Annotated in this window: 16 protein-coding genes, 3 tRNA genes and 1 pseudogene; 15 read left to right on the top strand and 5 right to left on the bottom strand. The window is 65.7% G+C overall.

The window, feature by feature from the left end; all coding sequences use genetic code 11:
• Positions 1-109 precede the first annotated feature (109 nt).
• The 9 genes from NQ204_RS05650 (at position 110) to NQ204_RS05610 (ending at position 13,087) form a co-directional block, all read left to right on the top strand.
• Complete coding sequence (locus tag NQ204_RS05650; protein ID WP_116863600.1) at positions 110-3,304, top strand: TonB-dependent receptor; 3,195 nt, start codon at positions 110-112, stop codon at positions 3,302-3,304.
• Positions 3,305-3,555: 251 nt separating this feature from the next.
• Complete coding sequence (gene ppnN / locus NQ204_RS05645) at positions 3,556-4,944, top strand: nucleotide 5'-monophosphate nucleosidase PpnN (protein ID WP_079221363.1); 1,389 nt, start codon at positions 3,556-3,558, stop codon at positions 4,942-4,944.
• A gap of 236 nt (positions 4,945-5,180) precedes the next feature.
• The gene (locus NQ204_RS05640) at positions 5,181-5,699 is read left to right on the top strand and encodes a GspH/FimT family pseudopilin (RefSeq protein WP_116863601.1); all 519 of its coding nucleotides are present in this window, start codon (positions 5,181-5,183) and stop codon (positions 5,697-5,699) included.
• Entirely contained in the window at positions 5,696-6,166 is a 471-nt protein-coding gene (gene pilV / locus NQ204_RS05635) for a type IV pilus modification protein PilV (protein ID WP_116863602.1), read from the top strand. The genes NQ204_RS05640 and pilV overlap by 4 nt, the downstream gene beginning before the upstream one ends.
• A gap of 26 nt (positions 6,167-6,192) precedes the next feature.
• Positions 6,193-7,365, top strand: a complete 1,173-nt coding sequence (locus tag NQ204_RS05630; RefSeq protein WP_116863603.1) for a PilW family protein — start codon at positions 6,193-6,195, stop codon at positions 7,363-7,365.
• A 7-nt stretch (positions 7,366-7,372) separates the two neighbouring features.
• Positions 7,373-7,855: a pilus assembly PilX family protein gene (locus tag NQ204_RS05625; RefSeq protein ID WP_116863604.1), complete on the top strand. Its 483-nt coding sequence runs from the start codon at positions 7,373-7,375 to the stop codon at positions 7,853-7,855.
• 65 nt (positions 7,856-7,920) lie between these two features.
• Positions 7,921-12,525, top strand: a complete 4,605-nt coding sequence (locus tag NQ204_RS05620; RefSeq protein ID WP_256643304.1) for a pilus assembly protein — start codon at positions 7,921-7,923, stop codon at positions 12,523-12,525.
• A gap of 22 nt (positions 12,526-12,547) precedes the next feature.
• Complete coding sequence (locus NQ204_RS05615; protein ID WP_116863606.1) at positions 12,548-12,961, top strand: type IV pilin protein; 414 nt, start codon at positions 12,548-12,550, stop codon at positions 12,959-12,961.
• Positions 12,962-13,010: 49 nt separating this feature from the next.
• A tRNA-Asn gene (locus NQ204_RS05610) sits at positions 13,011-13,087 on the top strand.
• A gap of 56 nt (positions 13,088-13,143) precedes the next feature.
• Here NQ204_RS05610 and NQ204_RS05605 read toward each other — a convergent pair.
• Entirely contained in the window at positions 13,144-13,623 is a 480-nt protein-coding gene (locus NQ204_RS05605; protein ID WP_243402693.1) for a GspH/FimT family protein, read from the bottom strand.
• A 187-nt stretch (positions 13,624-13,810) separates the two neighbouring features.
• On the opposite strand from NQ204_RS05605, the gene uvrB reads away from it, so the two are divergent.
• The 3 genes from uvrB to NQ204_RS05590 all read left to right on the top strand — a co-directional run bounded on the left by uvrB (position 13,811) and on the right by NQ204_RS05590 (position 16,185).
• On the top strand, positions 13,811-15,832 hold the full coding sequence (gene uvrB / locus NQ204_RS05600; RefSeq protein WP_164073986.1) for an excinuclease ABC subunit UvrB: 2,022 nt from the start codon (positions 13,811-13,813) through the stop codon (positions 15,830-15,832).
• Between the two features lie 104 nt (positions 15,833-15,936).
• Positions 15,937-16,011: transfer RNA gene (locus NQ204_RS05595), tRNA-Val, on the top strand.
• 99 nt (positions 16,012-16,110) lie between these two features.
• A tRNA-Val gene (locus NQ204_RS05590) sits at positions 16,111-16,185 on the top strand.
• 85 nt (positions 16,186-16,270) lie between these two features.
• On the opposite strand, the gene NQ204_RS05585 is transcribed toward NQ204_RS05590, so the two are convergent.
• The 4 genes from NQ204_RS05585 to NQ204_RS05570 all read right to left on the bottom strand — a co-directional run bounded on the left by NQ204_RS05585 (position 16,271) and on the right by NQ204_RS05570 (position 18,327).
• Positions 16,271-16,750, bottom strand: coding sequence for a hypothetical protein (locus NQ204_RS05585; RefSeq protein ID WP_256643303.1), 480 nt, complete (start codon positions 16,748-16,750; stop codon positions 16,271-16,273).
• Between the two features lie 69 nt (positions 16,751-16,819).
• Positions 16,820-17,086 carry a hypothetical protein gene (locus NQ204_RS05580; protein ID WP_256643302.1) on the bottom strand — a complete coding sequence of 89 codons (267 nt, stop codon included), beginning with the start codon at positions 17,084-17,086 and terminating at the stop codon, positions 16,820-16,822.
• A gap of 153 nt (positions 17,087-17,239) precedes the next feature.
• Positions 17,240-17,527, bottom strand: coding sequence for a hypothetical protein (locus tag NQ204_RS05575; RefSeq protein WP_108768407.1), 288 nt, complete (start codon positions 17,525-17,527; stop codon positions 17,240-17,242).
• 32 nt (positions 17,528-17,559) lie between these two features.
• Entirely contained in the window at positions 17,560-18,327 is a 768-nt protein-coding gene (locus tag NQ204_RS05570) for a MipA/OmpV family protein (RefSeq protein WP_256643301.1), read from the bottom strand.
• 144 nt (positions 18,328-18,471) lie between these two features.
• Here NQ204_RS05570 and NQ204_RS05565 point away from each other — a divergent pair, with 144 nt between their 5' ends.
• The 3 genes and pseudogenes from NQ204_RS05565 to NQ204_RS05555 form a co-directional block, all read left to right on the top strand.
• Entirely contained in the window at positions 18,472-19,143 is a 672-nt protein-coding gene (locus tag NQ204_RS05565) for a response regulator transcription factor (RefSeq protein ID WP_108768409.1), read from the top strand.
• Between the two features lies 1 nt (position 19,144).
• Positions 19,145-20,488, top strand: a pseudogene (locus NQ204_RS05560) (sensor histidine kinase).
• Between the two features lie 68 nt (positions 20,489-20,556).
• On the top strand, positions 20,557-22,242 hold a 1,686-nt coding region (locus NQ204_RS05555), incomplete at its 3' end, for a ComEC/Rec2 family competence protein (protein ID WP_256643299.1).

Raw genomic sequence — 22,242 nt, 5'->3', positions numbered from 1 at the left:
ACCCCAGATAAATGTCCAGTCAGCCGCCCGCAAGGCTGGTTGGATGCGCTTTTTTTCCGCCATCGCCAACTCGCATCGAGGCTACCGAAAAATGACCCACCCACTCCGGATGTCCAAGCTTACCCTTGGTCTCGTGGCTGCACTCGCCGCCGCCCCCGCCTTCGCCCAGAGCACCTCTGCCGGTGTCGGCGGCCAGGTGATCTCCCGCGCGGGCCAGCCCGTCGCCGGCGCCGAAGTCACCATCACCCACACCGAGTCGGGCACCGTTTCGCGTGCCACCACCGATGCGGCCGGTCGTTACAACGCCCGCGGCCTGCGCGTGGGTGGTCCGTACTCGATCACCATCACCAAGCCGGGTGAAGGCACCAAGACCGAAGATGGCGTCTACCTGGGCGTGAACCAGACCGGCACCATCAACGCCACCCTGTCCGGCGACCTGGCTGCTGCCACCAACCTGGACACCGTGCAGGTCACCGCCGTCGGCGGCGGCTCGGAAGTGTTCAGCGCCACCAAGATGGGCTCGGGCACCAACCTCAGCCAGCAGCAGATCGAAGTTGCGCCGTCCATCGGCGGCAACATCCAGGATCTGATGCGCCTTGACCCGCGCGTGACCTTCATCGACCGCGCCTCGGGCTCGATCTCGGCCGGTGGCCAGAACCCGCGCTTCAACTCGATCAACATCGACGGCGTCTCGGCCAGCGACACCTTCGGCCTGGAAGGCAACAACATGCCGACCCGCCGCCAGCCGGTCGCGATGGAAGCCATCGAAGCGCTGGACATCAACCTGTCCAACTACGACGTCAGCATCGCTGCCGCCGCCGGTGCCACCGTCAATGCGGTGACCAAGTCCGGTACCAATGATTTCCACGGTTCGGTCTACGGCACTTACCGTGACGGCGACTGGTTCGGTGACAACCCGGAAGGCCAGCCGTTCAAGGGCTTCACCAAGGAAGAAACCTACGGCATGACCGTGGGTGGCCCGATCGTCAAGGACAAGCTGTTCTTCTTCGCCAACTACGAGAAGTTCAAGCAGGCCGCACCGGGCGCAGACCTGAGCGGCACCGCGCTGGGCAAGGCCAACCCGCAGTTCACCCTGGCCGACGTGACCCGCGCGCAGCAGATCGCCCAGGGCTACGGCATCAACGCCGGTGGCCTGGAAAGCAACGGCGACACCGAGATGGAAGAGTACGCGCTGAAGCTCGACTGGAACATCAGCGACAACCACCGCGCCAACTTCCGTTACAGCAAGATCGACCAGAGCAAGCTGCGCATCAACGGCATGAGCACCAGCACGGCCTCGCTGAGCTCGTACTGGTACCAGCATGACAAGACCAACGAGAGCTACGTCGCCCAGCTGTTCAGTGACTGGTCCGACAACTTCTCGACCGAGTTGAAGGCTTCGTACCGCGAGTACTCGGCGATCCGCAACGTGCCCACCGACGCGCCGAGCATCCGCATCTATTTCCAGGGCAGCGAGACTGCGCCGACGGGTGACTCGCTGTACCTCGGTACCGAAGTCAATTCGCAGAACAACATCCTGCAGACCAAGGCATGGAACTACTACGCCGCCGCCACCTGGACCCTGGGTGACCACGACGTCAAGTTCGGTGCGTCGTACGACACCAACGACATCTACAACTATTTCGGTGCCAACTCGTGGGGTGCCTACACCTTCTACGGCCTGGATAATTTCGCCGCTGGCCGCTGGAGCAGCTACAACTACAACCCGGAACGCACCCCGGGCTCGATTCCGGCTGACTACAAGTTCAGCAACCTGGCCCTGTTCGTGCAGGACACCTGGTATGTCAACAGCAACCTGACGCTGACCATGGGCGTGCGTGCCGACCGTGCCGACACCAGCCCGGCCCCGGCCTACAACGCCGCGGCGTCGGCCTTCTTCGGCAACGACAACAGCAAGGTCCTGAGCAACAAGTTCCTGGTCCAGCCGCGCTTCGGCTTCAACTACACCTTCGACACCGAGCGTCCGACCCAGCTGCGCGGCGGCGTGGGCCTGTTCCAGGGTGATGCCCCGCAGGTGTGGTTGAGCAACAGCTACTCGGCGACCGGCTTCAACAACTCGGTCTATTCCTACACCCGCAACGACCCGACGCTGCAGTTCAGCCCGAACAAGGACGGCCAGCCGGTCCCGACCACCCCGGGTTCGAACCGCCAGAACGTCAACTTCGTCGGCAGTGACTTCAACATGCCGTCGGTCTACAAGGCCAACCTGGCCTTCGATCACGAGCTGCCGTGGAATGGCATCGTGGCATCGGCCGAACTGCTGGTCACCAAGGTCAAGGACGCGCTGTACTACAAGAACCTGAACCTGGGGCCGGTGCAGCAGGTGGGTCCGGATGGCCGTGATCTGTACTACGCGACCGCGCGCAACAACTTCCTGTGGATCAACGACGACGCACGCGCCGGCCGTAACCGCGCCTACGACTCGGTGTACGAAATTGCCAACACCGACAAGGGCCGCACTTCGCAGTTCACCGCGTCGCTGAGCAAGCCGTGGTCGGAAGGCAGCGACTGGTCCTGGAACCTGGGCTACACCTACACCGACGCGACCGAAGTCGGTTCGCTGACCAGCTCCACCGCCAGCTCGGGCTGGGGCTACCAGTACGCCTTCAACGCCAATAGCGAAACCGAGAACACCTCGCGCTACCAGATCCGTGACCGCGTGTCGGGCTCGCTGAACTGGAAGCACAAGTTCTTCGGCGATTACGAAACCAAGATCGGTCTGGTGTACGAAGGCCGTAGTGGCCGTCCGTACAGCTACGTCTTCGTGAACGATGCCAACGGCGACAGCCGCTCGGCGAACGACCTGTTCTACGTGCCGAAGGCGGGTGAAGTGCTGTTCGGTGACGTCGACCGGGTCACCGGCAAGTTCACCCCGAATGCGGCGATGGAGAAGTCGTTCTACGAATGGCTGGCTGCCAACCCGCAGCTGGCGAAGTACGCAGGCAGCTATGCTCCGGCCAACGGTTTCCGTACCGGCTGGATCAACACCTTCGATATCCGTGTCAGCCAGCAGCTGCCGGGCTTCATGAAGGGCCACAAGTCGGAAGTGTGGATCGACATCCAGAACGTCGGCAACATGCTGAACAAGAAGTGGGGCAACATCTACGACTACGGCTTCTTTGCTGATGCCCGCGTCGCAACCCTGCAGGGCATCCAGGACGGCAAGTACGTGTACAACTTCCGCAATGCGGATGCCCCGGTCGTGGCCAACAACGACGCAGACGGCTTCGACGTCGGCGTGTCGCAGTGGTCGGTGCAGCTGGGCTTCCGCTATCAGTTCTGATGAACTGACGGAGTTGCTGCACACGGAAACGGCCGGGGAAACCCGGCCGTTTTCCGTTCAGGCGAAAGTCCTTGCGGGCGTGCTGGCGGGGGCGTAGCATCCCCTCTCGTGCGCGGCGCACTACGCCGCCTGGCGGTCCCGGAACGGCGAACGCGGGCAGCACCTATCCAACGGTCGGGTTTCCCGGCCGTTTTGCTTTTTAAGGGGGCGGCAGTACAGTCGGAAACCTTGAAGGAAGCGAAAAGTTGGATATGACGACGAACGAAAAGGCAGCCCGCGCGCTGCCGGTGCAGGATGCGCGGATCTACCCGCGCGGTGGGTTGGATGTGCTGTCGCGGGCCGAGGTCGCGCGCCTGCGCGATGCCTCCGGTGGCGGCATGCACGAGCTGCTGCGCCGCTGCGCGCTGGCGGTGCTGACCAGTGGCAGTGCCTCGGACGATCCGCGCGCGGCGCGTGATCTCTACCCTGATTTCGACATCCAGGTGGCGCAGCAGGATCGCGGCGTGCGCATCGACCTGGTCAACGCCCCGGCGATGGCCTTCGTCGACGGCGAGATCATCCGCGGCGTGGCCGAGCTGCTGTTCGCAGTGGTCCGCGACCTGGCCTACATGGCCATCGAGATGGGCCCGGCCTACGCGGCCGAGCTGGAGTCTTCGGAAGGCATCACCAACGCGGTGTTCGGCCTGCTGCGCAACGCGCGCATCCTCAACCCGGGCGACCCTAACCTGGTGGTCTGCTGGGGCGGCCACTCGATCGGCCGCGACGAGTACCTGTACACCAAACAGGTCGGTTACGAGCTGGGCCTGCGTGGCCTGGACATCTGCACCGGCTGCGGCCCGGGCGCGATGAAGGGCCCGATGAAGGGCGCCACGATCGCCCATGCCAAGCAGCGCAAGACGGTCACCCGCTACATCGGCCTGACCGAGCCGGGCATCATTGCCGCCGAGTCGCCGAACCCGATCGTCAACCACCTGGTCATCATGCCGGACATCGAGAAGCGCCTTGAGGCCTTCGTCCGCATCGGCCACGGCATCATCGTGTTCGCCGGCGGCGTCGGCACGGCCGAAGAGATCCTGTACCTGCTCGGGATCCTGCTGCGCGAGGAGAACAAGGACCTGCCGTTCCCGCTGATCCTGACCGGCCCGACCGTGGCCGCGCCGTACTTCGAGCAGATCGACCGGTTCATCCGCCTGACCCTGGGCGATGCCGCGGCCGAGCGTTACGAGATCATCATCGGTGACCCGGTGGCGGTGGCCCGCAAGATGGCCAGCGGCATCAAGCAGGTGCGCGAGCATCGCCTGGCGCAGAAGGATTCGTTCTTCTTCAACTGGTCCATCGAGATCCCGTGGGAGTACCAGCAGCCGTTCGTGCCGACCCACGAGGCGATGGCCGCGCTGGACCTGCACCACGGCCGCGCCCCGCATGCGCTGGCGGCCGACCTGCGCCGGGCGTTCTCCGGCATCGTGGCCGGCAACGTGAAGGAAGATGGCATGCGCCGCATCGAGGAGTTCGGGCCGTTCCAGATCCACGGCGACGCCGACATGATGCAGGCCCTGGACGCGCTGCTGCGCGCCTTCGTCGAACAGCGCCGGATGAAGATCTCCGGCGAATACCAGCCCTGCTACCAGGTGCTGGCCTGACCGACTGCCCGGGGTCGGATCCCCGAAGAGGCTCCGACCCCATCCAGGGGCCGCCAGCCGGGCCGCGCGGGGTCGGACCCCCGAAGGGGCTCCGACCCCATCCAAAGCCCGCGGGAAGGGCAGGGCACGTCAATGCTTTGACGCCCGTCGCCCCGTTCTGACCGTTCATCCTGCCGCCGCTTGCCGGCGGCACCCGGGTGCGCCATCGTGGCCACCAACACGCTGGGGAGCGTTCCATGTCACTGCGCCGGTCCACGGGCTTCACGCTGGTCGAGTTGATGGTCACGGTTGCCGTGCTGGCAATGCTGAGCACCATCGCGTATCCCAGTTTCCGCAGTACCATCCGCTCCAACCGGATGGCGACCACCAGCAATGAGCTGATGGGCGCCCTTGCCCTGGCGCGTTCGGAGGCCATCCGCGGAACCCGCGGTGGCGGGGTCTGTGCATCCAAGGCGGGGACTGCCTGTGATGGCAGCAGCTGGGCCGATGGCTGGATGGTCTGGAATGACACCAATGGAAATGGCAGCTTCGACAACGGCGAGGCGGTGCTGCGCTTTGCGGAGGCACGCAGCCAGATGCAGGGCGCCAGCGGCGAGGCCCTCAGCATCGCCTTCGATCCACGTGGCCGCAGCCGGGCTGCCGCAGTCCAGAACATCACCCTGCGGCCAACCGACTGCAGCGACACACCGCTGCAACGGCGCATGACCATTTCGCTCACCGGCCAGGTGCGGCTGCAGAAGGAAGCCTGCAAGTGAACCGTCGATCCTTCCCCCGCCACGTTACGCTCGGTCGCAGGCAGTCCGGCTTCACCCTGATCGAGGTGCTGATCGCGATCCTGGTGCTGGGTTTTGGCCTGCTCGGCTTTGCGCTGCTGCAGACCATGAATGTGCGTTACGTGCAGAGTGCCAACTTCCGCACGCAGGCGACCAACCTGAGCTATGAAATGCTCGATCAGATCCGCGCCAACAGAGTGGCGGCTCCAAAGTACGTCGGCAGCTATACCGCCACGACGACCAACTGCGCGCCGGTAACTGACACGCAGCTGGAACCTGCCACCTACATGACTGACTGGCGCTGCCGGCTGGGCAAGGCGTTGGGCGCCAACGCCACGGCGCAGATCGTGCGCAACGGCGCCCAGTACGAAGTTCGGGTCACCTGGGGCGATGAACGCTGGAAGGCCGACGCCACGGACCTCACTTTCACTGCGAGTACCCGCCTGTGAGCCGCACCCAATTCTCCGCACGGCGCATGCGCGGCATGTCGTTGATCGAACTGATGATTTCCCTGGTCATCGGTCTGATCATCATGCTGGCCGTGGTGCAGGTGTTCTCTGCGTCGCGTACCGCGTACCAGCTTTCCGAAGGCCTGGCACGTGTGCAGGAAAACAGCCGTTTCGCAATGGACACGCTGCAGCGCGAGATCCGCATGGCGGGGCATTTTGGTTGCGTGAACGACCAGGCGCATACGCTGCAGTCGCCAGGATCGCTCGTCTCGACGCTTGATGGCGCCAACAACCCCGTGCTGGACTTCACCCGCTCCATCCAGGGGTACGAGGCAACGGACACCCAGCCAGGCAAGCCGCTGACGATTTCCGCCACGCCTGGCACCGGCGGCACCGCCTACACGCCTGCGCTCCCCGATGCGATTGCCAACGCGCTGACGAACCGGGTCAATGGCAGCGACATCATCGCGCTGCGTTACCTCATGCCTGATGGTGTCCCGGTCACGTTGGTCGGGGGCACGGCGGACAAACCGGTCCTGAGTTTCAATGCGGCTCTGCTGCCTGTCGTGCGCAGCGGCATGAGTAATCCTGGTCTGTTCGGCGTTGCCGATTGCCTGTCGGCAACTGTGTTCCAGGCAAAAGCAGTGAACGCCACTGAGGCCAGCGTGAGTTTCGATGCGGGCAAGCTCAATGGGGGCCGCACGTTCACGCGAGGCTACACGGTCGGGCAGGCGATGCTGTACCGCGCGGAAAGTGCGGTGTATTACGTCGGGTACGACTCGACCACCAAGCAGAGCTCGTTGTACCGGGTGCGGTTCAGTGCTGTTCCAGATGGTGCTCTCATCGCATCCGCTCCAGAGCCGTTGGTGGAGGGTGTGGAAAACATGCAGCTGCTGTATGGGCAGGATCGCAACCTGTACACGACCACCGCGCCGTCGGGCTATATCGATCGCCAGGGCACGGCGGCTGCTGTACAGGGAACGCTGTCTGCCGATAACGCCACCAAGTCCTGGCGTCGTGTGGGTGTCGTGCAGATCGGCCTGTTGATGGCCAGCCCCGATCCCTCCGCCGTGCAGCAGGCCGATACCAATGCGTCGCTGGTATCAATGGGGGTCACCTACACCACGCCAACGGATGGGCGCATGCGTGCGGTCTATCAGACCAGCGTCGCACTTCGCAACCGCCTGTTCGGCAACTGAGGCCACCATGCGTACTCAACCCTTCCGGCACGCACCTCCCAGCGCCCAGCGCGGCGCGGTCCTGTACGTCGCGCTCATCATGCTCATCCTGCTGGCATTGATCGGTATCGCCGGCATGCAGGTGACCAGCATGCAGGAGCGCATGGCGTCCAACTATCTCCGCACCAACATGGCGTTCCAGAACGCCGAAGGCAACGCACGCCAGGTGGAGGCCCAGATCGAGACGGCGCTGGACAGTGAGAACGTCTTTCGGGCGAACCAGGAAGAGTGCAGCCCGACCTATGATCCGCTGACGTGGGCCAATGGCATCACCGCCACGTCGTCCAGCTATACCCGGCGCATCGACAAGTGCTTCGCAGCCTCCAGCCGCCGCATTGGCGAGCGGGCAAACGAAGAAACCGGAAACATCTACCAGGTCACTGCATTGTCCAGTGACCAGGCCACTGACGCCTCCGCCAGTGCTGTCATCGATACGGTCTTCATCCCATGAACAGTGATCGTCGCTTCCTTCGTCTGACCCCCACCACCTGGCTGCGTGCCGGTGTGGTCGTCACCGTGCTGGCGGGCGTGGCTGCGCTCACGATTCCGCTGCGGGCGGCCATCGGTGACTACGATATCGCGCAGGAGCCGCTGTACACCAAGCAGAGCCAGCCACCGCTGATGATGATGGTGATGTCACGCGACGAGCAGCTGTTCAACAAGGCGTACAGCGATTACAGCGATCTGGGCGGTGGGCCGAATGGTGAAGAGGACGGCATCCTCGATACGACCTACCTCGACACATTCGAGTATGGCGGCTATTTCGATTCCAAGCTTTGCTACGCCTACAACGGTGGTGTATTTAAGTACACAGCCAAGGCGGGTGGCACCAACGGCCATAGCTGCAGTGGCGCGTGGTCCGGCAACTTCATGAACTGGGTGACGATGAGTCGCCTGGACGTGATCCGCAGCGTGTTGTATGGCGGTCAGCGTTCCACCGACACCACCGACAAGACGGTGCTTGAGCGCGCCCCGATTCCCAGCGACCTGCATGCGTGGGTCAAGGTGTATCGTGGTAGCGACATCGGCAACTTCACGCCGCTGTCGACGGTGCCGACGTCGTTCTGCAACACGACGGTGCGTGGTGGTAGCGACCCGCTGATGCGCTATGCGGCCGGTAACTACACCGAATGGGCGGCGACCGAGAGTATCCAGTGCGATACCAATCGCGACAGCAATACGCCCGGCAGCGCGACGGATCGCATCGTGCGCATTGAGGTCTGTTCGGCGGACAACCCGAACAGGGAAGCTTACTGCCGCAAGTACAACAACGGCACCACCGATCGTTACAAGCCGGCGGGCCTGTTGCAGACCTATGGTGAGAGTGGCCGGCTGCGCTTTGGCCTGATCACCGGCACCTATGCCAATCCGCGCGATGGTGGTGTGCTCCGGCGCAACATCGGAAAGATCGCAGGCAACGGCACCTCGTTCTGCGCCGCTGGCGACGAGATCAATCTTTCCACCGGCCAGTTCTGTCCGTTCACAACTAACAGCAAGGTCAATGAAGGCATCATTAACACGCTCTCCAACTTCCGGATCGACCAGAATTGGAACGGCAACTGGAGCGACTGCAGCACCTACGGCATCTTCAACCGACATGATCAGGGGGGCAACGGCTATCTGGCTGACCCTGGCAACGATGTCGGCGGTTACAAGTGCAGTGCGTGGGGCAATCCGCTGGCTGAAATGTACGCCGAGGCGTTGCGTTACATTACGAAGGGGACCAAGCGCTATGGTGACACTGGAGATCTCAGCACCCTGCCTACCGGAGTGAGCTGGCTCGATCCCTATCGGGCGCCTGCAGACGGTGGCAATTCCTACTGCGCGTCCTGCAACATCCTGGTCCTGTCTTCCGGCCTGCCCTCGTTCGACAGCGACAATATCGGTACCGTAACCGGGCTGGCCACTGCAACGGCTGCCACCGATGCGATCGGCGTGGCCGAGGGCATCGTCAACAACACCTGGATGGCGGGGCGCGTAGGCGATACGGCGCGTTATGCGTCGCTGAACACTCACGAGGATCTGTGCCAGGGTCGCAGCGTGACGGCCTTGAGCAAGGTTCGCGGTATCTGTCCCGACATTCCCTCGATGGAGGGCAGCTACATGATCGCCGGCCTGGCCAAGGCGGCGGCTGAAACCGATCTGCGGCCGACCGGCATCACCGGCAAGCCGTCCAGTTACAAGCTGACGGCGAAGACCTATACGGTGGCCATGGCAGAGAATCTGCCGAAGTTCGAAGTCTCCATCGGCGGCAAGAAGATCGGCCTGGCGCCGCTGTGCCAGGCCAACAACACCGGTAACGCGCAGATTACCGATTCCGGGTGGCGCAGCTGCTTCCTGGGCTCGGTCGGGCTGGGCACCAAGACCGCAAACGCCAACGGCGGCAACATTACCTACGGCTGGCCGTACCGCCCCGATGGTACGTCGGGCAGCTTCTCCCTGGTGTGGGAGGATTCTCTGTGGGGCAATGACCACGACAGCGACGTGGTGTCGATGATGACCTACTGCGTGGGTGCGGCCTGCAACACGACGCCGACCGGCAGCCAGGACATCTGCTGGCGTGCCGATCCGGACAAGAGCCTTGCGGCTGCTGATGTTGGCAAGACGGCGACCAGCGCCAACAGGCTCTGCAGGTCTTCAGGCGGCGAGGGCACCACGCTGGTCAATCGTGTTGCCGACGATGAAATGCTGATCCGCGTGGAGACGCTGTCTGCCTACGCGGGCAACGGCATGCTGACCGGCTACACGATTACCGGTTCCAACGCGTTGACGCCGGTACAGCGCCTGGTGCGTCGCCCGAACCAGAATGGTTCGGTGCTGACGGCCACGAGCAACTACCCAAACCAGTGGCAGCGGCCGATCGTCATCAAGTACAAGGCGTCGACCAATGTCGCTGGCCAGCTGGAGAGCCCGCTATGGTACGCCGCGAAGTACGGCGTGCCGGCCGGTGGCAAGGCCTGGGACAGCAAGGTCGAAGGTGTGCCGGACAACTACTTCCTGGCCCGCAACCCGACCAAGCTGAAGCAGGCGCTGGAAGAGATCTTCGACAGCGCAGCGGAGGGTGATGCGCCGGTCGGCGGCTCCGGTACGGGTGCACGCATCACCGCCGGTTCGTTCACGGTGGCCTCGCACTTCCGGGTGCCGGTCGGTACCAACGACTGGACGGGTGACGTGATCGCGACGCGCGTGGGTACCAGCGGTACCGACGGTGCGGAGCTGTGGAAGGCATCCAACCGGATCGCTTCGTCGACCCGTCGCATTTTCATGGCGACCGATACCACCACGACCAATGCGACGACAGGCGCTGTCACAGCTGTGAAGGTCGCGGATTTCCAGGCGGCCAACGTGCCGGGTGCGGATCTCGCAGCGAAGGCCACGACCATGGGGCTGAGCACGAAGCCGAACTGGTACGCCGGCAAGTCGCCGACCGATCTGGTGAGTTACCTGCGCGGTTCACCCATCAGTGGCTTCCGTGCACGAACCTCGATCCTCGGCGACATCGTCAATTCCACCACCGAGGTCGTATCGAACCGTGATGACTACGGTTACACCAGCTGGGCTTCGGGCGCCACGACCTGGAAGCAGACGCTGGGTGCTTCCTACGGCACCTACCTGGCCGCCAAGCGTGCCAACAGCGGCCCGCCGACCATGGTCTATGTCGGCGCCAATGACGGCATGTTGCATGGTTTCAATGCGTCGGATACGGCTGCGGCCGGTAACGAGGAGCTTGCGTTCATTCCGTCGACGGCACTGCAGCACATTGCCGAACTGGCCAACCCCGACTATGGGCATCGCTATTATGTCGATGGCCCCTTGACCTCGTCGGATGTTTACGACGGCACCGGCTGGCGTACCGTGCTGGTCGGTACCACCGGCGGCGGTGGATCTACCCGTGCCCCCAGCGCTGCATCGGTGGGCAACGGGTCTGTGTTTGGTCTGGACATCGCCAACCCCACCTCCTTTGGTGCCAGCAATGTGCTCTGGGAGATCTCCGGCAAGACCGAGTCCGATCTTGGCTTCGTGCTGGGCAAGCCCGTGATCGTGCCGGTCACCGGTACCAGTGCTGGTGGTCAGCCTCGCTTCGTAGCCCTGTTTGGCAATGGTGTGAACTCCACCAGCGGGCGGCCGGTCCTCTATGTGGTCGATGTCATCACCGGCAAACTGTTGCGCAAGATCAGTCCTTCCGACAATGCCTATACCTACCGCAATGGTCTGATCAACATCGCGCCCATCGCCCTGCAGAACAACGATGGCATCACCGATACGGTGTACGGCGGCGACATGCAGGGCAACCTGTGGAAGTTCGATCTGTCCGACACCAACATTGCCAACTGGAAGGTGGCGCTGGATGGCGTGCCATTGTTCACGGCGGTGCGCGACAGCAAGCCCCAGCCGATCATGAGCGGCCTGGAGGTCACCAGTGGCCCGGCCGGTGGCGTAAGCATCTACTTCGGTACCGGTCAGTACTTCGCCGCCGATGACAACGCGGTAAGCAGCAGTTCCCCGGTGCAGAGCCTGTATGGCATCTGGGACAACCTGAAGACGGTGGTGGGTGGCCGCACCAACCTGCAGCAGCAGACGCTCAGCACCACCTCTGCATCGTCGGGATATTCCGGGCGCGCAGTGAGCAATACCAGCTTCTCCTACGGCACGCTGCGTGGCTGGTACGTTGACCTGGTGTTGGGGAATTCGGTGGAAGGCGAGCGCTTCGTCGGCAATCCGAACATCCAGAACGGCACCGTGTTCTTCACCAGTTACGTGCCGGGTACCGCGATCTGCGGCAGTGGCGGCGGCGTCAACTGGCTGTACGGCTTGAACCTGCTTTCCGGTGGCGGTGCGATGAGCGGGTTGAGCCCGACCATTGGTGGTTCGCCGGTGTGTACGGGCAACTGCGGTGCGGTGGCGCTGAACAAGGGCGGTGCGCCGACGCAGGGGCCGCCGGTGAAGGACACCAGTATCTTTGTTCCCAAGCTGGCATCCTGTGATCCGACGGTTTCCAGTTGTACGGTGGACAAGCTGCTGGAGGCGGAAGCCTGCACTTTCGTGCTGCGTGCACCCGGCGCCGATGCCATGTACATGCCGCGCCCCTGTGGTCGCCAGTCCTGGCGCCAGATCCGTTGACGAGGCTCCCTGAGTGAATCGCATGAAGAACACATCCCTGTCGCGAGCGTTTGGTGGATTCACGCTGATCGAGCTGATGATCACGGTAGCGGTGGTGGCGATCCTTGCCGCTATCGCGATCCCGTCCTACAGCGAATACGTGTTGCGTTCGCGTCGGGCGCAGGCCAAGGCCGATCTGGTGGAAGTCGCCCAGCAGCTGGAGCGTTTCCATACCGTGCAGAACACGTACGCCGGGATGACGCTGCCGTTCACCCAGTCGCCGCGCGATGGTACGTCGCGCTATACGATCTCATTGAGTGGGAATGCCACCGCTTCCACGTTCACCCTGCAGGCGGTGCCCGGCACCGGCCAGGACAAGGACAAGTGCGGCACCCTGACCTTGGACCAGGCGGGGCGGAAGACGCCGAACGCGGCAACGGTCGCTGGCTGCTGGTAGCAACAAGGTGTTGCATCCCCTGCAATGACCGTCTAAAATGCGCCTCCCCGCCCGAATAGCTCAGCCGGTTAGAGCACTTGACTGTTAATCAGGGGGTCGTTGGTTCGAGTCCAACTTCGGGCGCCAGATTCGAAAAAGCCGCGAGAAATCGCGGCTTTTTTCGTTGTCGTCCTGCTGTCGTCTCAGCAGTCGACGGGTGATCGGGCGCGCTCACTGCGTACCCGGCCGGTCACGTTGATGACCACGCGGCTGTGCTCGCGCCCTTCCACGCACAGCACAAGGGACTGGTTGGTGCCTGCATTGCGCCCGTCCGGCAGGAACTGCACATGAGGGCGGTGCTGGCTGGATTGGACCCTGATGCCGCCCGGTTGTCGGTCGCGCACATGCACGACCTTGCCCGGTGCTGCTGCTCCCCACGGTGAGTCTTCCGTACGCACCAGCCAGCCGAGGCTCCATTCCTGGCTGCAGGACATGCCGTCGAGCGAGCCACAGACGGTGACCCGCCTGCGCTGGGTCACCGCCGTGGAGCGCGCCAGCACCAGGCTGCCGGTGAGCTCGGCGCGCAGGGTGTCGGCGCGCAGGCGTGCAACCAGGCGCTGCCAGGGGCCCCATGCGAGCGTGAGCAGGACGGCCAGCAGCATGACCACCAGGAGTAGTTCCATCAGCTGGAACCCCGGCGCGGGGCGGGGCAGGTGAGTCAGGGAGGGGCGGTGTTTCATTGCTTCAGACTGAACGTCGCCCTGCCATGCCGACCATCGGCCGAGCACGCATCGCGGTGCAGGGCGTTTCCTCAGCCGGCCGTCACCGAACCGGCCGCTATAATCACCATTCCCGGGACCTGGCAATACCATGAGCGACAGTTTTCAACTCGTCTCGCCGTATTCACCGGCGGGCGACCAGCCCAACGCGATCGCGAAGCTGACTGACAATTTCGAAGCGGGCATCGCCAAGCAGACGCTGCTGGGCGTGACCGGTTCGGGCAAGACCTACACCATCGCCAACGTCATCCAGAACGTGCAGAAGCCGACGCTGATCATGGCGCCGAACAAGACGCTGGCCGCGCAGCTGTATGGTGAATTCAAGGCGTTCTTCCCGCACAACGCGGTCGAGTACTTCGTCAGCTACTACGATTACTACCAGCCCGAAGCCTACGTGCCTTCGTCGGACACCTTCATCGAGAAGGACAGTTCGATCAACGAACACATCGAGCAGATGCGGCTGGCGGCGACCAAGACGCTGCTGTCGCGCCCGGATGCGATCGTGGTGGCCACCGTGTCGGCCATCTACGGCCTGGGCGCGCCGGAAGATTACCTGTCGCTGCGCCTGATCCTGTCCAAGGGCGAGCGCATCGAGCAGCGCGACCTGATCAACCACCTGACCCAGCTGCAGTACACGCGCAACGAGTACGAGCTGCAGCGCGGTACGTTCCGCGTGCGTGGCGAAGTGATCGATGTGTTCCCGGCTGAATCGGACAGCGAGGCCCTGCGCATCGAACTGTTCGATGGCGAGGTCGAGAAGATCACCCTGTTCGATCCGCTCACCGGCGAGACGATCCGCAACATGCAGCGCTTCACCGTCTACCCGAAGACCCACTACGCGACCACGCGCGAACGCGTGCTGGCCGCCGTGGAGACCATCAAGGTGGAGCTGAAGGAGCGCCTGGAGCAGCTGTACGCGGAAAACAAGCTGGTCGAGGCGCAGCGCCTGGCCCAGCGCACCCAGTTCGACATCGAGATGATGGCCGAGGTCGGATTCTGCAACGGCATCGAGAACTACTCGCGGCACCTGACCGGCAAGAATGCGGGCGAGCCGCCACCGACCCTGTTCGACTACCTGCCGCCGGACGCGCTGCTGGTCATCGACGAATCGCACGTGACCATTCCGCAGATCGGCGCGATGTTCAAGGGCGACCGCTCGCGCAAGGAAACCCTGGTCGAGTTCGGCTTCCGCCTGCCGTCGGCGCTGGACAACCGGCCGCTGCGCTTCGAGGAATGGGAGGCGCGCTGCCCGCGTGCGATCTACGTGTCCGCCACGCCGGGTCCGTATGAGTACCGCGAGACCGGTGATGACATCACCGAACTGGTGGTGCGCCCGACGGGCCTGATCGATCCGGTGGTGGAAATCCGCCCGGTCGGCACCCAGGTGGACGACCTGATGAGCGAAGCCAACGAACGCATCAAGGCCGGTGACCGCGTGCTGGTCACCACGCTGACCAAGCGCATGGCCGAGAACCTCACCGAGTACCTGACCGAACATGGCATCCGCGTGCGCTACCTGCACTCGGACGTGGACACGGTGGAGCGCGTGGAGATCATCCGCGACCTGCGCCTGGGTAAGTTCGACGTGCTGGTGGGCATCAACCTGCTGCGCGAGGGCCTGGACATGCCGGAGGTCTCGCTGGTGGCGATCCTGGATGCGGACAAGGAAGGTTTCCTGCGTTCGACCGGTTCGCTGATCCAGACCATCGGCCGCGCCGCCCGCAACGTGCGCGGCAAGGCCATCCTGTATGCGGACAAGATCACCCGCTCGATGCAGGCGGCGATCGACGAGACCGACCGCCGCCGCGCCAAGCAGGTCGAGTACAACGAGGAGCACGGTATCGTGCCGCGTTCGGTGGCCCGGCCGATCGTGGACGTGCTGGAAGGCGCGCGCTCCGATGCGGCCGAGAAGGAGTCCCGCAAGGGCAAAGGCAAGGGCAGGGCGGTGGCCGAGGACGCGGCCGATTACCGGTCGATGTCGCCGGCCCAGCTGGCCACCCGGCTCAAGGCGCTGGAGCAGCAGATGTACCAGCATGCCAAGGATCTGGAGTTCGAAGATGCCGCCCGCGTGCGCGACCAGATCCGGCAGCTGAAGGAGGCCAGCCTCGGCTGAACACGGTAGCGCGGCAATCTTCACAAAAGTGTTGCGCTTACCTGTCGGCATCCGTAATATACGCGGCCTGCACCGACGCAATCGCGGAGATGCAGAAGCAAAACGGGCGGTTAGCTCAGCGGTAGAGCACTACCTTGACATGGTAGGGGTCACAGGTTCGAACCCTGTACCGCCCACCACGAAGTCCCTTTCAGAGGGGCTGTCGTGACCTGAAAAGCCCGGCCCTGGCGCCGGGTTTTTACGTAGCAAGGCCAGCTTTCGGGCGGCACGAACAAAATGGGCGGTTAGCTCAGCGGTAGAGCACTACCTTGACATGGTAGGGGTCACAGGTTCGAACCCTGTACCGCCCACCACTTGCTCCCGGCATTGCCGGTGCAGCGGTGGAAACAGGAAAGCCGGCCCGATGGGTCGGCTTTTTTGTTGTCTGGCCTCCGCCCCTCAGAACTGGATCATGCTGCACATCCGCACCGGTCGCTCGCTGCGCACCAGGCCCTTGTCGGTGCGGCACTGGCGCACGCGTTCCTCGGCCTTGCTGCGGCACTCCGGGCACAGCGCGGCCAGCGCGCTGTCCTTGCCCTGCGCCGCAGTGCAGACGCGCTGCGCGTGGTCGGCGCGGGCCTCGATGGCTCGCGCCGGCGAAACGGCCTCGCCCATGGCATTGACGAAGCGATAGTCCGCGAACGGCTGCGGCAGCGCGCATTCCTGCCGGGCATTTTCCACATACGCCGCCTCCAGCTGGCGGCGCAGCTGCGCGCCCTGGCGATCGCAGTCGGCGACCAGTGAGCGCGATGCGGCAGGCGTCAGCTGTGGGTTCGCGTAGACCGGGCGGGTGCGGATCTCGCTGCCGAACGGGCAGCAGGCGGCAAGCAGCACGACGGCGACCAGCAGCATCAGGTGGGCAACGATCCGGGTCTTCATGGCGCATCCTTTCGACAGGGCACCATGCTGTCACCGGGCGTGCCGGCGAGGATGAATCGCGGCTGGCGATCAGTGCGCGGCAGATGCGCCCACACTGAAGCGATGACGCAGCTGCCAGTGGCCCTGGACCTGGTGCAGCACGTCCAGGGCATGCGTCTTCCCGCCTGCGCCGCGCTCCCAGCGCAGCATGCTGTCCTGGCGCAGGCGCAGCTGCAGGCAGAGATCGTCGGAGCTGGCCGGGGTCAGTGCTGCAGGGAGCGCCTGGCCCGCATCCGGGCCGCCGCTGCCGACGCTGGACAGGACCGCGTGCAACAGCAGCAGGGCAAGCATCGGCATGGCGCGGTCCTCCGGAGAAGGGAGTCCAGCGTGTCACCGGCGCTGGCGGATCGATACCGGCATGCGACGAAGCGGGGAAATGTGCGTGCCAAGGGCTCGCTGCGGGGATGAATCCGTGCGCTGGCGGGCTGATCCGCGAGCCAGCAGCGCCGCTCAGGCCGCGGCGTAGACTTGGCGGAGGTTGCGAAGCGTCGACTGGCGGTGCGCCGTGGCGCAGGGCTCGTCCATCTCCAGTTCCTGCAGCCGCAGGCCGACCAGGGTCATCGACAGGGCATAGCCGCGGGCCGCATCGGCAACGCGCGACAGGCCCAGTGCGCGGCGCACCAGCGCGTCGATGTGGGCCTGGTCCGGCATCAGGCCGAGGTAGGCCTGCTCGGCACTGTCCAGGTCGGGCGCGCGCAGGATGGCCTGCGCATCGGTGGGGAAGGAGACGGAGGCCATGGGGGTGTCCTTGTCCGTTGCAGGGCGCGTGATCAGAAGGCGCGCATCAGGGAAATGAAGGCGGAGTTCTGCGCGCCGCGGCGGGCCATCGGACTGTCCTTGACCGCATCGCCGAACCATTGGCTGGCGACCACGCCGGTGGCGCGCCACTTCGTGCCCAGCGGTGTGCTGACCGCGATCTGCAGGCCCGGCGAAGTGGCGCTGCCCGGCGAATAGGCGGCCAGGCCGGAGCGCAGGGCCTCCTCGTCGCTGATGCCGTAGTAGTAGTCGAGCAGGCGTGCACTGCTGTGCACCACGCCCACGCGCGGCACCCAGGTGAAGCGCCCGGCCTGGATGGGATAGCTGTAATACAGGCTGGATTCGAGGCCGCCACCGTGGCCGCTGACCTCGCGCTTGACGCTGGCCGACAGGGCACCCCAGTCGGCGCTGTACTCGGCGCTGACGCCGGCCATGGCCGACATCTGCCGGCTGTGCAGGCGGCGCAGCTGCGCATCGTTCACGTCATCGGTCTTGAAGCGCAGCGTGTACGGCGTGACCACCGCGGAAACGCGCAGGCCCTGTTCCTTGTAGAGATACATGCCCAGCGAGCCGGGGCTGGCATAGAAGCGCTTGCCCTGCCATGCCAGCGCCGGCACCACCAGCGGCTTGTCATCGTAGTGCGCGTACGCACCAGTGGTCGCGCCGAAGGTGATGCCGGCCTGCACGCCCGGTGCCTGTTCCTGGGCGCTCGCCAGCAGCGGCGTGGAGAGAACGACGGTGCACAGCAGGGGGCGCAGCAGGGCAGGGGGCAACGGGAGCATCGAGGGGCACTTTGCAGGGAACCGCGTTGCATCCTGACCGTGCAACATTGTCGGAACATTGCGCCACGGCAATGTCCGCGCAAAGGCCTCATTGGTGCCCGGCAGGCACTATCATCGGCAGCGTTGCCGGTAGCCGAGCCCACGATGCGCATCCTCCTGGTGGAAGACGATCCCGATCTCTCGCGGGCCCTGCAGTCGGGCCTCGAACGGCAGGGCGTGGTCGCCGACGTGGTCGGCAGCCTGGCCGAGGCGGCGCTGGCCCTGCGCGAACCCGTGCACCAGCTGCTGCTGCTCGACCGCCAGCTGCCCGATGGCGATGGCGCCGGTTTCGTTGCCACCGCGCGTGCGCTGCGGCCGAACATCGCGGTGATCATGCTGACTGCCAAGGGCACGTTGTCGGACAAGGTGGAGGGGCTCGATGTCGGCGCCGACGACTACCTGGTCAAGCCGGTGGCGATCGAAGAACTGATGGCGCGCATCCGCGCGGTCTCGCGACGGCCGTCGGCGATGGTCACGCCGAGCCTGCGGCTGGGCAACTTCGAGTTCGATTTCGAATCGCTGCAGGCGCAGGTGGATGGCCAGCTGCTGACCCTGCCGCGTCGTCAGGTGCTGGTGCTGCAGGCGCTGGCGATGCGCCAGGGGCGCACGGTCACCCGCAGCGCATTGGAGGCGGCGGTGTACGGCTTCGACGACGAGATCCAGTCCAACGCACTGGATGCGCACATCTCCAAGCTGCGCAAGGCGCTGCAGCAGGCGGGCGCGGGCGTGGAGATCCACGTCATCCGCGGCGTCGGCTATCTGTTGGCGGAGGCCTGAGATGGCCCGGCAGATCCGTTCGATCACCCTCGGCCTGGCCTGGCGCCTGTTCCTGGCGCAGGCGTTCACCGTGCTGTTCGCGGTGGTGGCGCTGATCCTGACCTAGGGTGACAAGGAGTCCTGGAACATGGACATGTTCACCGCCGAAGACGTCGCCAAGGCCGTGCACAGCCACGGCGCGCACCTGGTGCTGGACGAGCCGCGCTGGCAGGCGTTGAACGCGCGCGCCGGTGGCAACCTGTGGTTCGTCGCCGTCGATGACCGCGGCATCTGGCTGGAGCGCGGCAAGGTACCCGCGCTGCACGCACCGCTGCTGGCGCGGCTGCCGGCATTGGGCGCAACGGAAGTCGGATCGCTGGTGCCGCCCTACCTGGACGTGGCGCGGGTGATGGTGCGCATCGAGGAGGGACGTCGCATCACCGTGATGGCCGGTGGCGCGCCCAAGGGCGGGCTGGTCGATGGCGCGCTGATGGTGCTGCGGCTGATCGGCTTCTGGTTCTTCCTGCCGCTGATCGTGGTGACCCTGCTGGTGATGCCCACCGTCATCCATCGTGCGATGCGCGGGGTGCGCCGGCTGGCGCAGCAGGCCAAGGAGCTGGACATCGGCCAGCCCGGTGCGCGGTTGGACGAACAGCTGGTCTCCACCGAAGTCGCGCCCCTGGTGAGTGCCTTCAACGATGCCATCGACAAGGTGCAGCAGGGCTACGCCGCGCGCGACAAATTCCTGGCCGATGCTGCGCACGAACTGCGCGTGCCTATCGCGGTGGTGCAGGCACGGCTGTCGCAGCTTCCGCAGGGTGAACTGAAGTCGCAGCTGCTGACCGACGTGGCGCGGCTGGGCAACGTCGCCGAGCACCTGCTCGACCTGCAGCGCCTGGACCGCAACGTCAGCACGCTGCAGCGGGTCGATCTTGCCCACGTGGTGCGTGAATCGGCGGCCGAGCTGGCACCGCTGGTGGTCGGCGCAGGGTATGGCTTCGAAGTGGATGCACCGGAAGCACCGGTCTGGATCCAGGGTGATGGCCTGGCGCTGGGCCGGGTGATGGCCAACCTCGTGCACAACGCCATCGTCCACGGTGGCGGCCGCGGCACCATCTGCGTGCGCCTGGATGCGCAGGGGCTGCTGGAGATCAGCGACCAGGGTGCGGGCGTGCCGGTGGGTGACCGCGAAGCGATCTTCGAACCCTTCCATCGCCTGCGTGCCGCCGGCAGTGGCAGCGGCCTGGGGCTGCATCTGGTCAAGGAGATCGTGCAGCACCACGGTGGCACGGTCAGCGTGGCCGAAGCGGTCGGTGGTGGTGCCAGCTTCCGGGTCAACTTCCAGCGCGCCACCCTGCACCGCTGAGCCTGCCCACAGCGGCGCGCGGGCTTGCCTGATAGGCAGCCCTGCCATCGCGCGGCGACGCTGCGCCCATGCGCATCGTTGCCGTGGTTGCCCCCCTGCTGGGCCCTGCCTGCGCCGCCGGCCTCGTGCTGGGGGCGCTGGCCTGCGTGCTGCTGCCGGCATTGCCGCCGCGCTGGCTGTGCATCGGCCTGGCGCTGCTGGCCCTGCCGGGGTGGGCGTGGCGGTGGCGCGGACGTGCATTGGCCGCCACCGTGTTCGGCCTGGCCTGGGCCGGCTGCCACGGGCACCTGGCCCTGCAGCAGCAGGTTCCGGCGGCGGCGACGGCGCAGGATGTGCGGGTACGGGGGCGCATCGCCGACCTGCCGTTGCGGCGCGATGACCACAGCCGTTTCCTGTTCGACGTGGCCGAGGCCGAAGGATGGCCGGCGCTGCAGGGGCAGCGCCTGCAGGTCAGCTGGCATGCGCCGCGTCGTTCCACGGTTCCCGATACCCCGCGCGGCACGCTGCACGCCGGTGCCCATTGGGAGCTGTCGCTGCGCGTGCGGCCGCCGCGTTCACGGATCAATCCGGGGGGCTTCGATGCGGAACGCCATGCGGTGCTGCAGGGCCTGGCCGGCGGCGCCAGTGTGCGCGACCCCGGAAGCGCCCGACAGCTGCGCGCCGCCCACGGCCTGGCCGCGTGGCGCGAGCGTTGCAGTACCGCCATCGCCGCGCAGGTCGGCAGGCCCTCCGCGCGATTCGTCCAGGCGCTGGCCGTGGGCGATACCCGCGGCCTGACCGATACCGACTGGGAGCAGCTGCGCGCGCTGGGCCTGACCCACCTGATCGCCATTTCCGGCTTCCACGTTGGTCTGGTCGCTGGCTTTGCGGCGCTGCTGTGCACGGGCCTGTGGTGGCTGTGGCCGGCACTGGCCCGCGCCTGGCCGCGTCCGCAGGCCGCCGCGTGCGCCGCGGCGTTGGCGGCCGCGTTCTACACGCTGCTGGCGGGCAGCGAACTGCCGACCGTGCGCACCGCGCTGATGATCGCTGCGGTGGCACTGGCGCGGGCCAGCCGGCGGCCGCTGGGCACGGCGCCGGCCCTGTCCCTGGCGGCCGCGCTGATGCTGCTGCCGGCCCCGCTGTCGGTGCTGTCGGCAGGCTTCTGGCTCAGTTTCGGTGGCGTGCTGTGGCTGCTGTGGTGCCTGCCGCAGCGGCCGCCGTCCGGCGTCGGCGGCGTGCTGCGCGCGGCGCTGGCCGGGCAGGGCGTGGCCAGCGTGGCACTGCTGCCGCTGGCGGTGGTGCTGTTCGGTGGCACGTCGTGGCTGGGGCCGTTGATCAACCTGCCGGTCATTCCCTGGTGGAGCCTGCTGGTGGTGCCGCTGGCCCTGCTCGGTACCGGCCTGCAGGCGCTGCACGACGGGGCCGGGATGTGGCCGTGGCGCGCGGCGGCGTGGGTGTTCGATCTCAGCTGGGGGCTGCTGCAGCCCCTGGCGCAGCACCCGCAGGCGATGTGGTGGCTGCCGCAGGCGCCGGGCTGGACGCTGCCGGCAGCCCTTGCCGGGGTGTTCTGGTGGCTGCTGCCGCGAGGGGCTGGCGGTGGCCTGGCGGGCGCGCTGCTGTGCCTGCCGCTGCTGTGGCCCGCCGCACCGGGGCCGCGCCACGGCGAGCTGGAAGTGCTGGTGCACGATGTGGGGCAGGGTGCGGCGGTGCTGCTGCGCACTGCCACGCATGCGCTCTGGTACGACGCCGGGCCGCCGGCCGGGGAGGGCCGCGAG

This window comes from Stenotrophomonas testudinis, assembly GCF_024499815.1.
Taxonomy (GTDB): Bacteria; Pseudomonadota; Gammaproteobacteria; order Xanthomonadales; family Xanthomonadaceae; genus Stenotrophomonas.
This window is presented reverse-complemented; position numbering and strand designations above follow the sequence as displayed.